Origin of the sequence: Streptomyces sp. NBC_01445 (assembly GCF_035918235.1) — a bacterium.
Taxonomy (GTDB): domain Bacteria; phylum Actinomycetota; class Actinomycetes; order Streptomycetales; family Streptomycetaceae; genus Streptomyces.
The window spans coordinates 7,056,471-7,070,131 of sequence record NZ_CP109485.1; the positions used below are offsets into that span (position 1 = coordinate 7,056,471).

Annotated in this window: 9 protein-coding genes; 5 read left to right on the forward strand and 4 right to left on the reverse strand. The window is 71.2% G+C overall.

Annotated features, from left to right (window positions below; translation table 11 throughout):
• The first annotated feature begins 242 nt into the window (after positions 1–242).
• Positions 243–3,620, forward strand: coding sequence for a BTAD domain-containing putative transcriptional regulator (locus OG574_RS32130; protein WP_326776062.1), 3,378 nt, complete (start codon positions 243–245; stop codon positions 3,618–3,620).
• 20 nt (positions 3,621–3,640) lie between these two features.
• Here the strand turns inward: OG574_RS32130 and OG574_RS32135 are convergent, their stop codons facing one another.
• The 3 genes from OG574_RS32135 to panB form a co-directional block, all read right to left on the reverse strand.
• The gene (locus OG574_RS32135; protein ID WP_100592061.1) at positions 3,641–4,465 is read right to left on the reverse strand and encodes an ABC transporter permease; all 825 of its coding nucleotides are present in this window, start codon (positions 4,463–4,465) and stop codon (positions 3,641–3,643) included.
• Positions 4,462–5,502 carry an ATP-binding cassette domain-containing protein gene (locus OG574_RS32140; RefSeq protein WP_100592062.1) on the reverse strand — a complete coding sequence of 347 codons (1,041 nt, stop codon included), beginning with the start codon at positions 5,500–5,502 and terminating at the stop codon, positions 4,462–4,464. The genes OG574_RS32135 and OG574_RS32140 overlap by 4 nt, the downstream gene beginning before the upstream one ends.
• Positions 5,503–5,685: 183 nt before the next feature.
• On the reverse strand, positions 5,686–6,561 hold the full coding sequence (panB, locus tag OG574_RS32145) for a 3-methyl-2-oxobutanoate hydroxymethyltransferase (RefSeq protein WP_100592063.1): 876 nt from the start codon (positions 6,559–6,561) through the stop codon (positions 5,686–5,688).
• A 205-nt stretch (positions 6,562–6,766) separates the two neighbouring features.
• On the opposite strand from panB, the gene OG574_RS32150 reads away from it, so the two are divergent.
• From OG574_RS32150 to OG574_RS32165, 4 genes are all read left to right on the forward strand, one after another.
• A complete protein-coding gene (locus OG574_RS32150; RefSeq protein ID WP_326776063.1) occupies positions 6,767–8,359 on the forward strand; it encodes an MFS transporter in 1,593 nt (530 codons plus the stop codon).
• Positions 8,360–8,444: 85 nt separating this feature from the next.
• The gene (locus OG574_RS32155; protein WP_326776064.1) at positions 8,445–9,047 is read left to right on the forward strand and encodes a TetR/AcrR family transcriptional regulator; all 603 of its coding nucleotides are present in this window, start codon (positions 8,445–8,447) and stop codon (positions 9,045–9,047) included.
• A 198-nt stretch (positions 9,048–9,245) separates the two neighbouring features.
• The gene (locus OG574_RS32160; RefSeq protein ID WP_326776065.1) at positions 9,246–10,277 is read left to right on the forward strand and encodes an endonuclease/exonuclease/phosphatase family protein; all 1,032 of its coding nucleotides are present in this window, start codon (positions 9,246–9,248) and stop codon (positions 10,275–10,277) included.
• 151 nt (positions 10,278–10,428) lie between these two features.
• Positions 10,429–11,688, forward strand: a complete 1,260-nt coding sequence (locus OG574_RS32165) for an MFS transporter (protein ID WP_326776066.1) — start codon at positions 10,429–10,431, stop codon at positions 11,686–11,688.
• A 57-nt stretch (positions 11,689–11,745) separates the two neighbouring features.
• Here OG574_RS32165 and OG574_RS32170 read toward each other — a convergent pair whose 3' ends face one another.
• On the reverse strand, positions 11,746–13,500 hold the full coding sequence (locus OG574_RS32170; protein ID WP_326776067.1) for an NAD+ synthase: 1,755 nt from the start codon (positions 13,498–13,500) through the stop codon (positions 11,746–11,748).
• Positions 13,501–13,661 lie beyond the last annotated feature (161 nt).

Below are 13,661 nucleotides of genomic sequence, written 5' to 3' on the forward strand. Positions count from 1 at the left end.
GGCTCCCGGGGTGCGTGCGGCCTGGTGCGGTGCTGGGGCGACGGGCTGACCGTATCGGTGGTGCGGTGTGGGGGGAACGTGCCGGGGCAGGCCGCAGGTTCCGCGACACCGGCGAGAGCGCGCCCGTTGCCCCCGCCCTGACGGATATCTGCCCGCCGCCGAAAGACCTGCTCCACACCCCGGATCGCCCTCGCGCCGAAACCCGGGCGCGGGCCGGGGGCCGGTTTGGGGACAATGGGCCGGTGCGCTACCGCATTCTCGGCTCCACGCAGGCACTCCGCGACGACGGCACGACCGTCCCCGTAGGCGGGGCGCGCCTGCGTGCCCTGCTGACCGTGCTCGCGCTGCGCCCCGGCCGTACCGTCCCTCCGCAGGTGCTCACCGACGAGGTCTGGGGCGCCGATCCGCCCGCGGACGCGTCCGGCGCGCTCCAGGCGCTCGTGGGCCGGCTGCGCAGGGCGATCGGCGCCGACGCGGTGCACTCGCTCGACGGCGGCTACCGGCTGTCCGCCACCTCCGAGGACATCGACCTGTTCCGCTTCGAGCGGCTCGTGAAGGACGGCGTACAGGCGCTGGCCGACGGCGACCCCGGCAAGTCGGCGGCCGTCCTCGACGACGCGCTCTCCCTGTGGCGCGGCCCCGCGCTGGCCGATCTGCCGGACCGCTCGGCGGACGCCGTCCGCTGGGAGGCGCTCCACCTCGAATCCCGGCGCACACGGCTCTCCGCTTCGCTCGCGCTGGGCAGGGCCGAGTCCGTACTGCCCGAACTGACCGCGCTGTGCGACGCGCATCCGCTCGACGAGCCGCTCCAGGCGCTGCGGCTGCGCGCCCTGCGCGACGCGGGCCGCACCGCCGAGGCGCTGGCGGCCTACGAGCGGGTACGGGTCGAGCTCGCGGAGCGGCTGGGAACGGACCCGGGCCCGGAACTGCGCGCACTGCACGCCGACCTGCTGACGCCGCGCGCCCCCGCCCCCACCGCCTCCGCCGAAAGACCCACCACCCCGGTCAGGGCACCCGCCCACACAGGCAACCTCCGCGCCCGGCTCACCTCCTTCGTGGGGCGCGCCGGCGACATCGGGGCGATTCGTGAGGACCTCGGGCGGGTGCGGCTCGTGACGCTGCTCGGGCCTGGCGGCGCCGGAAAGACCCGGCTGTCCCAGGAGGCCGCCGAGAGCATGGATCTGCCGGACGGCGTATGGCTGGCCGAGCTCGCGCCCATCGAGGACCCGGACGCCGTCCCGGAGGCCGTCGTCACGGCGCTCGGGGCCCGCGAGACCGTGCTGCGCGGTGCCGGCGCCGAGGAGCTGCGGGTCGCGTCCGACCGGCACGGCGAGGACCCGCTCGTACGCCTCACCGAGCACTGCGCGCACCGCCGCATGCTGCTGATCCTCGACAACTGCGAGCACGTGATCGAGGCCGCCGCCCGCCTCGCCGAGCAGCTGCTCAGCCAGTGCCCCGGCGTGACGGTTCTCGCCACGAGTCGCGAACCCCTGGGCGTACCGGGCGAGTTGCTGCACCCGGTGGAGCCGCTGCCGGAGCCTTTCGCCCTGCGCCTGTTCGGCGAGCGGGGCGCCGCCGTGCGGCCCGGGTTCCGGGTCGAGGACGACGAGCGGGCCGCGGCCGAGATCTGTCGGCGCCTCGACGGACTGCCCCTCGCCATCGAGCTCGCCGCCGCCCGGCTGCGGATGCTCACGCCTCGCCAGATCGCCGACCGCCTCGACGACCGCTTCCGCCTGCTCACCTCGGGCGCCCGCACCGTCCTGCCCCGCCAGCAGACGCTGAGGGCCGTCGTCGACTGGTCCTGGGACCTCCTCGACGAGGAGGAGCGGACCGTCCTGCGCCGGCTGTCGGTCTTCAGCGGCGGCTGCGACCTCGCCGCCGCCGAGGCGGTGTGTGGCCCCGGCGCCCTCGACGCGATCGGCTCGCTCGTGGACAAGTCCCTTGTCGTGGCGGCCCCTTGGGGCGGCGACGAGGCTGAGCACGAAGAGCACGAAGAGCACGAAGACCACGGAGATTACGGGGACGGCACCGACGGCGAGGGCCGCGACCAGGCCGGCGCCATGCGCTACCGCCTCCTGGAGACCGTCGCCGAGTACGCGGGTGACCGGCTCGACGAGGCCGGTGACCGGGCGGGCGCCGAGCGCGCGCACCTCACGTACTACCGCGAACTGGCCCGCACCACCGACCCGCAGCTGCGCGGCCACGGTCAGCGCGCGGCCGTCGCCCGCCTGGAACGCGAATACGAGAACCTGCGCACCGCCCTGCGGCACGCCGTCGCCGCGCGGGACGAGCAGGAGACGCTCTCCCTGGTGCTCTCGCTGGCCTGGTTCTGGCAGATGCGCGACCTGCGCCTCGACGCCCGCAACTGGTCGCGCGAGGCCACCGCGCTCGGCCCCGACCCGTTCACCCCGCCCGCCGACCCCGCGCCCCCGCTCTACGAGCGCTGCACCGACGCCCCGCCGCCGTTCGGCCCCGAACTCCTCGTGGAGGCGCGGCGCGGGGTGCACCTGCTCCGCCTCGCCTACATGGACATGGAGATGGAGACCTGGCAGACCGAGGAGGGCGGCGCGAAGCTGCGCGCGATCGCGCAGGCGTACCGCCCGGGCCTCCCGCAGACCTGCCGCCCGCCGGGCAACCTCTGGTTCTACGCGGTGATGATGAGCGGCGACATGGAGGCGCTGTGGAACCTCGCCGACGTCACGGTGCGGACCTGCCGCAAACTCGGCTACACCTGGGAGCTCGCCCTCACCCTCCAGCTGCGGGCGAACATCCTCGCCAACCGCAGCGACTGGGCGGGCGACGCGGTCCGGGACGCGGACGAGTCCCTCGAACTGTTCACCCGGCTCGGCGACCGGTGGGGCGTCGCCGAGGCGCTGTCCGCGCGCGGCGAGGCCCATGAGCGCAGCGGCGCGTACGCCGCGGCGGCCGAGGACTACGCCGCCGCCATCGAGGGCGCCGAACGCCTCGGCGCGCAGGCGCAGGTGGCCATCCTGAACGCGCGGCTCGGGCAGGCCCTCATCGAGGTCGGTGACGGCGAGCGCGGCGAGGAACTGCTGCGCGGCATCCTCGACCCCGGCAAGCGCCATGCGAACGAGGCCTGGCCCGCCGCCCGCATGTTCCTGGCCGGACGGTACGGAGCCACCGGCCGTGTGGCCGAGGCGCGTGAGCAACTGCGGCTCCTCCAGGACGAGTTCAAGGCGATGAGCTTCGTCGTCTTCCGGGGCTTCATCGTCGGGATGAAGGCCTGGCTCGACTCGGAGGACGGCCTCGCGGAGGAAGCCCTCGCCGGTGTCGTCGAGGCCCTGGAGCTGGCGACCGACCCGCTGGCCCTGGTGATCGCCCCGCACATGCCCGCCATGCATCTGGTGACCGGCGCCCGCGCCCTGAGCCTGAGCGGAGACCCGGCCGACGCCCGCGACGCCGCCCGCCTCGTGGGCTCCGCCGACGGACAGCTTCCGTCCCGGCACGTGCGGTCCTACCTGGAGCGCGACGCCCACACGTCCGCCGAGGCCGCGATCCGTGAGGTCATCGGCGACCGTGCGTACGAGGCCGCGTACGCCGAAGGCGGCGACCTGTCTCTCGACGAGGCCGCCGCCCTACTGGGACGCGAACGCGGTTGAACCACCTGTCCGGGTGAACGTCAGTTCTTGGTGCGGAACTTGTGGATGGCGATCGGAGCCATCACGAGCGTGAGGACCGCGGACCAGATCACCGTCACCCACACGTCGTGCGCCACCGGGCCGCCCACCATCAGGCCGCGCGCGGAGTCCGCGAGCGAGGAGAGCGGGTTGTAGTCGGTGAAGGCCTGGAGCCAGCCCGGCATCGACTGCGTCGGCGCGAAGATCGACGAACCGAACTGCAGCGGCATCAGGACCAGGAAGCCCATGCCCTGCACGGCCTGGGCGCTCTTCATCACGACGCCGAGTACCAGGAAGATCCACATGATGGACGTGCCGAAGAGGGCGGTGAGGCCCACGGCGGCGAACAGGCCGGGCCAGTTCGTGATGTCGAAGCCCACCAGAAGGCCGACGATCATCATGATGGTCGTCGCGATGAGGAGCCGCATCAGCTCCACCACGATCTTGGCGAAGAGGACCGAGCCCTGACCGATCGGCAGGGTCCGGAACCGGTCCATGATGCCGTTCTGGAAGTCCTGGTTGAACCCCGTGCCCACCGCCATGGCGATGTTCATGCTCATCATCGCCATCATGCCCGGGACCACGTACTGCACGTACTGGTCCTGGCCGCCGCCGAGCGCCTGGCCGATGGAGCCGCCGAAGACGTACACGAACAGGAGCGTGAAGACGATCGGCATCAGGACCGCGTCGAACATCGACTCCGGGTCCTGGCGGATCCACAGCAGATTGCGGCGGACGAGCGCGCCGGTGTGACGGATGTGGGAGCGCAGGGAGATGCGCGAGTCGGCCTCGAGATTCAGGGGAGGCGTCAGCGTGGTGGCGCTCATACGGCGGCCCCTTCGAGCTCGGAGGTACGGGTGTCGTCCTGCGGGGCACTGGCCTTCTGGCCGGTGATGGACAGGAACACCTCGTCCAGACTGGGCAGTTCGGTGGCGATCGAGCCGATCGTGATGCCGCGCGCGGTGACCGCGCCGACCACGGCGGTGAGCTGCTCGTCGCTGAGGATCGGGACCAGGACGGTGCCGGCCTCGGTGTCCACCGTCGACGTGGCGAGGCCCGTGAGGCCCATGTCGTCGAGGGCGGCGGCCAGCGGGCGCAGCTCCAGCGGGTCGGCCGGGCGGATGCGCAGGGTGCGGCCGCCGACCTTCGCCTTGAGCTCGTCGATGGCGCCGCCCGCGATGACCTTCCCGCGGTCGATGACCGTCAGCTCGTTGGCGAGCTGCTCGGCCTCCTCCATGTACTGGGTGGTGAGGAGGACCGTGACGCCGTCGTTGACCATGCGCCTGACCTCGGCCCACACCTCGTTGCGCGTGCGGGGGTCGAGGCCGGTCGTCGGCTCGTCCAGGTAGAGGACGGCCGGGCTGCCGATCATCGACGCGGCGAGGTCGAGCCTGCGGCGCATGCCGCCGGAGTACGTCTTCGCCGGGCGCGTGGCGGCCTCGGTGAGGGAGAACCGCTCCAGGAGCGCGTCGGCGCGGGAGCGGGACTCCTTGCGGGACAGGTCGAGGAGGCGGCCGATCATGTACAGGTTCTCGCGGCCGGAGAGCTTCTCGTCGACCGCGGCGTACTGGCCGGTGAGGCCTATCACGCGGCGCAGCTGCCGGGGCTGCTTCGCCACGTCGTACCCGGCGACGAAGGCCGAGCCCGAGTCGGGGGTGATGAGGGTGGACAGGCAGCGGACGAGCGTGGTCTTGCCGGCGCCGTTCGGACCGAGCACGCCCATGACCGTGCCCTCGTGCACGTCCAGGTCCACGCCGTCCAGCGCCTTGGTCTCGCCGTAGTGCTTGACCAGCCCCCGCACGGTGACGGAGGCCGTCCGGCCGCCGACGTCACTGTGTGAGGTCTTCTTGTCGATTCGCGTCATGACGTACAAGGTGCCAGGTGCCACCGACAATCCACCGACAGGCGGCCGACAGCCCCGTGTACGGCACCTACAGAACGGCGACGGACGGGCAGTTCAGAAGGGCGGCGGAACGGCAGCAGCCCGCCGACGGGGGAAGATCGGCGAGCCGCTGTGGTGCCACTTTGGTTCAGGTGGTGGTCCGGGTCAGTGGACCGAGTGCTCCTCCTGGGGGAACGTTCCGCCGACCACGTCCTGTGCGAACGCCTTCGCCGCCTCGCCCATGACGCCGCGCAGATCCGCGTACTGCTTCACGAAGCGCGGCATCTTGCCGCCGGTGAGGCCGAGCATGTCGGTCCACACGAGGACCTGGGCGTCGCACTCGGCGCCCGCGCCGATGCCGACGGTCGGGATGTTCAGGGACCGGGTGACCTCGGCGGCCAGTTCGGCCGGGACCAGTTCGAGGACGACGGCGAAGGCGCCGGCGTCCTGGGCGGCCTTGGCGTCACGCAGCAGTCGGTGCGCGTCCTCGTCGCCGCGGCCCTGGACGCGGTACCCCATGGTATTCACGGACTGCGGGGTGAGGCCCAGGTGGGACATGACCGGGATGCCGGACTGCACGAGCAGCTCGGTCTGGGCCAGCGAGCGCTCGCCGCCCTCCAGCTTCACGGCGCCGACCCCGGCCTCCTTGACCAGACGCGTCGCGGACCGCAGGGCCTGTACGGGGCCCTCCTGGTACGAGCCGAAGGGGAGGTCACCGACGATGAGGGCGCGCTTGGTGCCCCGTACGACGGCGGCCGAGAGCATCGTCATCTCGTCGAGGGTGACGGGCACGGTGGTCTCGTACCCGAGGTGACAGTTGCCCGCGGAGTCGCCGACGAGCATGACCGGGATGCCGGCCTCGTCGAAGACGGACGCGGTCATCGCGTCGTAGGCCGTGAGCATGGGCCACTTCTCGCCGCGTTCCTTGGCGAGCGTGATGTCGCGCACCGTGATGCGCCGGTTGCTCTTGCCCCCGTACAGCGCCTTGCTGCCGCTGTTGCTGCTGTCGGGGTTGTTCTGGGCAGCCGAAAGCTGCGTCATCGCAACGGCTCCTTCTGTTGTCTCGAGGCACCCTTACGGCGTCCCCGGATCCCCTCCATGGTGGCACCGCGTGCCGAGGAATGGCTAGGGGGGTGGCCGCCGATCGGGTCACCCCGTGAGCGGGTCGCCCGTCGGGTTCGTAAAGTCTTCCTAAGGATTCCAATACGAGACGGTCTCGTATCGAAACTGCCCTAGGGTAAGTCCCATGACCACTCCTGCCGTTCCCGAATCGCCGCGCATACCGGAGGCTGTGCACCGCCGCCGATGGGCGATCCTCGGCGTGCTGATGCTCAGCCTGCTGATAGTCGTGCTCGACAACTCCATCCTGAACGTCGCGATCAAGACGATCTCGACCCCGCCCCCCGTGGGCCTCGGAGCCACGCAGGGCGAGCTGGAGTGGGCGATCAACGCCTACACGCTGGTCTTCGCCGGACTTCTCTTCACCGCGGGTCTGCTCGGTGACCGGCTCGGGCGCAAGAAGGTGCTGGTCTTCGGCCTCGTCGTCTTCGGCCTCGGCTCCGCCCTCGCCGCCGAGTCCGGCTCGCCGGTCCAGCTCATCATCTTCCGGGCGATCATGGGCATCGGCGCCGCCTTCGTGATGCCGGCGACGCTGGCCATCCTCATGAACGTCTTCGAGCGGGACGAGCAGCCCAAGGCCATCGGCATCTGGGCGGGCGGCGTCGGCATCGCCATCGCGATCGGCCCCATCACCGGCGGCCTGCTCCTCGACCACTTCTGGTGGGGCTCGGTCTTCCTGGTCAACGTGCCGATCGTGATCATCGCGGTCGTCCTGATGCTGGCTCTCGTGCCGGACTCCCGCGACCCCAAGCCCGGCCGTATCGACCTGGTGGGCGTCGCCCTCTCCGTCGTCGGCCTCGTCCTGCTCGTCTACGGCATCATCAAGGGCGGTCAGCTCGCCGACTTCACGGACCCGGCGGTCCTGCTGACCATCGCGGCCGGACTCGTCGTCCTCGTCGGCTTCGTCCTGTACGAGAAGCGCAGCGACCACCCGTCGATCGACATCACGTACTTCAAGAACAAGGTGTTCTCCGCGGCGATCGCCGCCATCGCGCTCGTCTTCTTCGCGCTGATGGGCGTCACCTTCTTCTCGGTCTTCTACACCCAGAGCGTGCGCGGCTACTCGCCGCTGCAGACCGGCCTCCTGATGCTGCCGCTCGCCGCCGCCCAGCTGATCTTCGCGCCGCGGGCCCGGCTCGTCGTCGACCGCTTCGGAGTGCGCGCCACGACGACCGGCGGCCTGGTGATCCTCGCCGCGATGCTCGCCGCGTTCACGATCCTCGACGCGGACACGCCCATCTGGATCCTGGAAGTCATCTTCTTCCTCATGGGTATGGGCATGGCGCACGTCATGACCCCCACCAGCGTCGTCATCATGCAGGCCCTGCCGCGCGAGAAGGCGGGCTCCGCGTCCGCGCTGAGCAACACGTTCCGGCAGGTCGGCGGCGCCCTGGGCATCGCCGTACTCGGTTCCGTGCTGTCCACCGCGTACCGCAGCGGCATCGAGGACAAGCTCGGCCTGCTGCCCGCCGGACTGCGGCACACGGCGGGCGAGTCCATCGAGGCCACCATCGGCGTGGCGGCGAAGCTCGGCCCGCGCGGCGACGCGCTGGTCGGCGCGGCCAACGACTCCTTCCTGCACGCCATGCACGTGACCGCCGTGTGCGGGGCCGGTATCGCGCTGGTGAGCGCCGTCGTCACCATCCTGTTCCTGCCGGGGCGCCCGCCGCGGACCCCGGCCGAGGAGAGCACGGAGGAGACCGTCGGGGCGGGTCGCTGACCTGCACCCGTCGTGGCAGGCCAGTGACCGGCTGAGACAATCGCCGGTACGCAAGGCTGCGGGAAGGCGGAGAGGCGGAGTGGTCGTGGACGTGGATGCGGGGCGCGCGGTGCGGGGGCGCCCGCGCAGCGAGGCCGTCGAGCGGGCCATCGTCGAGGGCGTCCTCAAGCTGATCGAGGACGGCGTCCCGCTCACCGACCTGTCCATCGAGCGGATCGCCCGCACCGCCGGCGTCGGCAAGGCGACCATCTACCGGCGCTGGGCCGGCAAGGAGGAGCTCTTCGTCGAGGTCCTGCGCATCATGGAGGAGCCCGATCCCGAGCTGCCGGGCACCTCGGTGCGCGACGACCTGATCAGCCTCCTGGAGCACCTGCGCAGGCGCGGCGTCTCCCTTCGCTCCTCGGCCCTGCTGCACAACGTCTTCGCGCAGATGAAGAGCCTGCCGAAGCTCTGGGACGCGTACCACGACACCGTGATCGAGCCGCGCCGCCGCGTCATGTTCGACGTGCTGCGGCGCGGCGTCGAGAACGGTGAGCTGCGCGCCGACGTCGACATAGAGCTCATCAACGACTTCATCGTCGGGCCGATGCTGCTGCGCACGATCATCCGGCCCGACGCGCCGCTCGCCGACGACCTCTCCGAGCAGATCGTCGACTGCGCACTCGCCGGGCTGCGGCCACAGGACTGAAGCTGCGGGGCCACCGGACTGAATGTGCGCGTTTCGTCACAGAGGCCCCATGCGTGCCGCCGAACCGGAACCCCGCGCGCCACTGTGCTCGTCCTCGTGCCCGTACGGCCGTCGTGGACGGCGAGGAGGGCGCCGATCATCCCCTAGGGTTTCAGGGCGAGGTCGGTGTGCACGGCAGGGCAGTGAGGCGACGACGGTATGGCGCAGGGGTTCAGGACGGAAACGGGTGGCGGCGGCTCGGGGCACCGGCCTTCCAGAGACCCGCTGCGCCGCCTGACCGGCGGGTGGCGCGGTGACCGGGGGATCTGGCGCCGCGGGGTGGTCCTCGCGGTACTGGCCGTTCTGGTCGCGCTCGTCATGCTCTTCCACGCGCAGATCCCCAACACCCTCGGAAACCTGGGCTCCCTCACCGAGACCTTCCTTCCCTGGCTCGGCGTGTTCGTGCCCGTCCTGCTCGTCCTGGCCGTCGTACGGAAATCCGCGACGGCCCTGATCGCGGTCCTGGTCCCGGCCATCGTCTGGCTCAACCTCTTCGGCGGGCTCCTCACCGACAAGACCGCCGGCGGCGGCGACCTGACCGTCGCCACGCACAACGTCAACGCGGAGAACCCCGACCCGACCGGCACCGCCGACGCCATCGCCGCCTCCGGGGCGCAGGTCGTCGCCCTGGAGGAGCTGACGGCCGACGCCGTTCCCGTCTACGGGAAGGCGCTCGCGAAGACGTATCCGTACCACTCCGTCGCCGGCACCGTCGGGCTGTGGAGCAAGTACCCGCTGAGCGGGACGCGGCCCGTCGACATCCAGCTCGGCTGGACGCGCGCCATGCGCACCACCGTCGCCACGCCCCAGGGCGATGTCGCCGTGTTCGTCGCGCACCTGCCGTCGGTCCGGGTCAAGATCCACGCCGGATTCACCGCAAGCCAGCGCGACACCTCCGCCGACGCGCTCGGCGAGGCCATCTCCGACGAGACGCTCGACAAGGTCATCCTGCTGGGCGACCTCAACGGCACGATGAACGACCGTGCGCTGAACGGCGTGACGTCCCAGATGCGGTCCACGCAGGGTGCCGCCGGCAGTGGGTTCGGGTTCAGCTGGCCGGCCTCGTTCCCCATGGCCCGTATCGACCAGATCATGGTCAAGGGTGTCGAGCCGGTCACATCGTGGACGCTGCCCGAGACCGGCAGCGATCATCTGCCGATCGCGGCGAAGGTTGATCTCACCCGGTCCTGACGTCGGCGTTCGCTCCCCACACCCGTTGTTGACTCGGTGGAAACCGGGGCCTCACCTCACGGGATACTTGGCACGGGAGAGTTTGTTCCGCGCGTAAACTTACAAATTCCCGCGTCTCCCGCCCGTCTTCCCGTGGAAGGTCCCCTTTTTCATGCCCCTGGCCCTGCTCGCCCTCGCCGTGGGCGCCTTCGGCATCGGCACCACCGAGTTCGTGATGATGGGCCTCCTGCCCAACGTCGCCGACGATCTGCACATCTCCATCCCCTCCGCCGGCCACCTCGTCTCCGCGTACGCCCTCGGCGTCGTCATCGGCGCCCCGCTCCTGGCCGCCCTCACCGCGCGCATGCCCCGCCGACGCGTCCTCGTCGGGCTCATGGTGCTCTTCGTCGCCGGTAACGCCGTGTCCGCCGCCGCGCCCGACTATCACCTGCTCATGGCCGCGCGCTTCGTCAGCGGGCTGCCGCACGGCGCCTTCTTCGGCGTCGGCGCCGTCGTGGCCACCTCGCTCGTCGCGCCCGAGCGCAAGGCCCGCTCGGTGTCCCTGATGTTCCTCGGCCTCACCGTCGCCAACGTCATCGGCGTCCCCATCGCCACGCTCATGGGCCAGCAGCTCGGCTGGCGCGCCACGTTCCTCGCCGTCAGCGCCATCGGGCTCGCCGCGATAGCCGCACTCCTGCTCCTCGTCCCCGCCGACCACGGCCACGGCGAGAGCGGCGGGCTGCGCGGTGAGCTCAAGGCGCTCGGCTCCCTGCCCGTGTGGCTCTCCCTCGGCACCACCGTCGCCGGGTTCGGCGCGCTCTTCGCCGCGTACAGCTATGTCACGCCGATGCTCACCGGCACCGCCGGGTTCGCCGAGGCGAGCGTCACGCTGCTCCTCGCCCTGTTCGGCGTCGGCGCCACCGCCGGGAATCTGCTCGGCGGGCGGCTCGCCGATCGCTCCCTGCGCGGGACTCTGTTCGGCGGGCTCGTCTCGCTCGTTGTGGTGCTTGCGCTGTTCCCTGTGCTGATGCGGGCCGAGTGGAGTGCCGGGGTCGCCGTCGTGCTGCTCGGTATGGCTGCCTTCACCACCGGGTCCCCGCTTCAGCTCATGGTCATGGAGAAGGCCTCGGCCGCACCCTCCCTCGCCTCCTCCGCCAACCAGGCCGCCTTCAACCTCGCCAACGCCGGCGGCGCCTGGATCGGCGGGCTCGCCCTCGCCGCCGGGTTCGGGCTTACGTCCCCCGCGGTCGCCGGGGCCGCGCTCGCCGTCCTCGGGATCGGGGTGGCCGGGGTTGCCTATGGGGTCGACCTGCGTCGGTCCCGGGGCGCTGCCCCTTCCGCCGCGACGGGGCACGGGCTCCTCGTGGCCTCGCATCTGCCCGATGCCGTGTCTCCGGCTCAGGACGCCGGGGAGCCCACTCGTCGTCGGTGATGTGACGGGTGGGCTCCGGGGCTTGGGCTTGGGGGTCGGGGGCTGGGGCGGTGACTGCTACGCCGACTCCCGCCACCTGTTCGTGATCGGCAGACGGCGGTCCTTGCCGAAGCCCTTTGCCGAGATCTTCGTGCCCGGCGGGTATTGGCGCCTCTTGTACTCCGCCGTGTCCACCATCCGCAGTGTCCTCGTCACCAGGTCCGCGTCGAACCCGGCCGCCACAATCGCGTCCGCGCCCCTGTCCCGGTCCACGTACAGCTCCAGGATCGCGTCCAGCACCGGGTAGTCCGGCAGCGAGTCCGTGTCCACCTGGTCCGGGCGCAGCTCCGCGCTCGGCGGCTTCGTGATCGAGTTCTCCGGGATCGGGGGAGTCTGGCCGCGCTCCGCCGCCGCCCGGTTGCGCCACTCTGCCAGCCGGAAGACCGACGTCTTGTACACGTCCTTGATCGGGCCGTACGCGCCGACCGAGTCGCCGTACAGCGTCGAATAGCCCACCGCCAGCTCGGACTTGTTGCCCGGCGCGAGCACGATGTGGCCCTCCTGGTTGGACACCGCCATCAGCATCGTGCCGCGCAGCCTCGACTGGAGGTTCTCCTCCGCGAGGCCCGTCAGGCCCAGCGACCCCATGTATGCGTCGAACATCGGCTCGATCGGCACCGTACGGAAGTTGAGGCCCGTGCGGTCTGCCAGCTCCGCCGCGTCGCCCTTCGAGTGGTCCGAGGAGTACTTCGACGGCATCGCGATGCCGTACACGTTCTGCGCGCCCAGCGCGTCGCACGCGATCGCCGCCGTCAGCGCCGAGTCGATGCCGCCCGACAGGCCGATCAGTACCGAGCGGAAGCCGTTCTTCGCGGCGTAGGCGCGCAGGCCCACGACCAGCGCCGAGTAGACCTCCTCGTCGTCGTCCAGGCGGTCCGCGTAGCCGCCCGTCAGCTCCGGCTCGTACGCCGGGACGTGATCCTCGGAGATCGTCAGGTGGTCGATGCGCAGGCCGTCGTCGACCGTCCCCGTCGGGGCCTCCGGCTTCGCCGCCGGGAGGTCCAGGTCCAGGACCACGCAACCCTCCGCGAACTGGGGCGCCCTGGCCACTACTTCGCCCGCGGCGTCCACCACGATCGAGTCGCCGTCGAAGACGAGCTCGTCCTGGCCGCCGATGGTGGCGACGTACGCCAGCGTGCAGCCCGCCTCCTGGGCGCGCTTGCGCACCAGGTCCAGGCGCGTGTCGTCCTTGTTCTGCTCGTACGGCGACGCGTTGATCGAGATCAGGAGGCCGGCGCCGGCGCTTCGGGTGGCCGGGACGCGGCCGCCGTCCTGCCAGAGGTCCTCGCAGATGGCGAGCGCCACGTCGATTCCGCGTACGCGGATCACGGGCATCGTGTCGCCCGGCACGAAGTAGCGGAACTCGTCGAAGACGCCGTAGTTCGGGAGGTGGTGCTTGGCGAACGTCAGGGCGACCCGGCCGTTGTGCAGGACCGCGGCGGCGTTCTGGGGGGCGCCTGCGGGCTGGCCGTACTTGGGCTGGGCCTTCTCCGAGCGGTCCAGATAGCCGACGATCACGGGGAGGTCGCCGTGGCCCTCGTCGGCGAGGCGCCTGGCCAGGGCGGTCAGTGCCTGGCGGGATGCCTCGACGAAGGACTCGCGCAGGGCGAGGTCCTCCACCGGGTAGCCGGTCAGGACCATCTCGGGGAACGCGACCAGGTGCGCTCCCTGTTCGGCGGAGTGCTTGGTCCAGCGGATGATCGCCTCGGCGTTCCCGGCGAGATCTCCGACGGTCGAGTCGATCTGATTCAGGGCGAGACGTAGTTGAGGCACGGGGTCAGTTTAATCGTCTGACTGACGCGATGTCCTCTCGGACCGGGGAGTGGAGGGGGGTGGGTCTCGCTCGGTCCTCGGGTGCCGGCTGTCGTCGGGCGGTGTGTTGTCGGGTGCGGGCTCGGTGCGATTTCGGGTGCGGGCTCGGCAGGTGCGTTTTT

Excerpts from the sequence above, each read along its gene's own strand:
- panB (WP_100592063.1), bottom strand. The coding sequence starts at position 6,561 with ATGACGCAGCTTTCGGCTGCCCAGAACAACCCCGACAGCAGCAACAGC.
- OG574_RS32135 (WP_100592061.1), bottom strand. The coding sequence starts at position 4,465 with ATGAGCGCCACCACGCTGACGCCTCCCCTGAATCTCGAGGCCGACTCG.
- OG574_RS32140 (WP_100592062.1), bottom strand. The coding sequence starts at position 5,502 with ATGACGCGAATCGACAAGAAGACCTCACACAGTGACGTCGGCGGCCGG.
- OG574_RS32160 (WP_326776065.1), top strand. The coding sequence starts at position 9,246 with ATGGCGCAGGGGTTCAGGACGGAAACGGGTGGCGGCGGCTCGGGGCAC.
- OG574_RS32165 (WP_326776066.1), top strand. The coding sequence starts at position 10,429 with ATGCCCCTGGCCCTGCTCGCCCTCGCCGTGGGCGCCTTCGGCATCGGC.
- OG574_RS32150 (WP_326776063.1), top strand. The coding sequence starts at position 6,767 with ATGACCACTCCTGCCGTTCCCGAATCGCCGCGCATACCGGAGGCTGTG.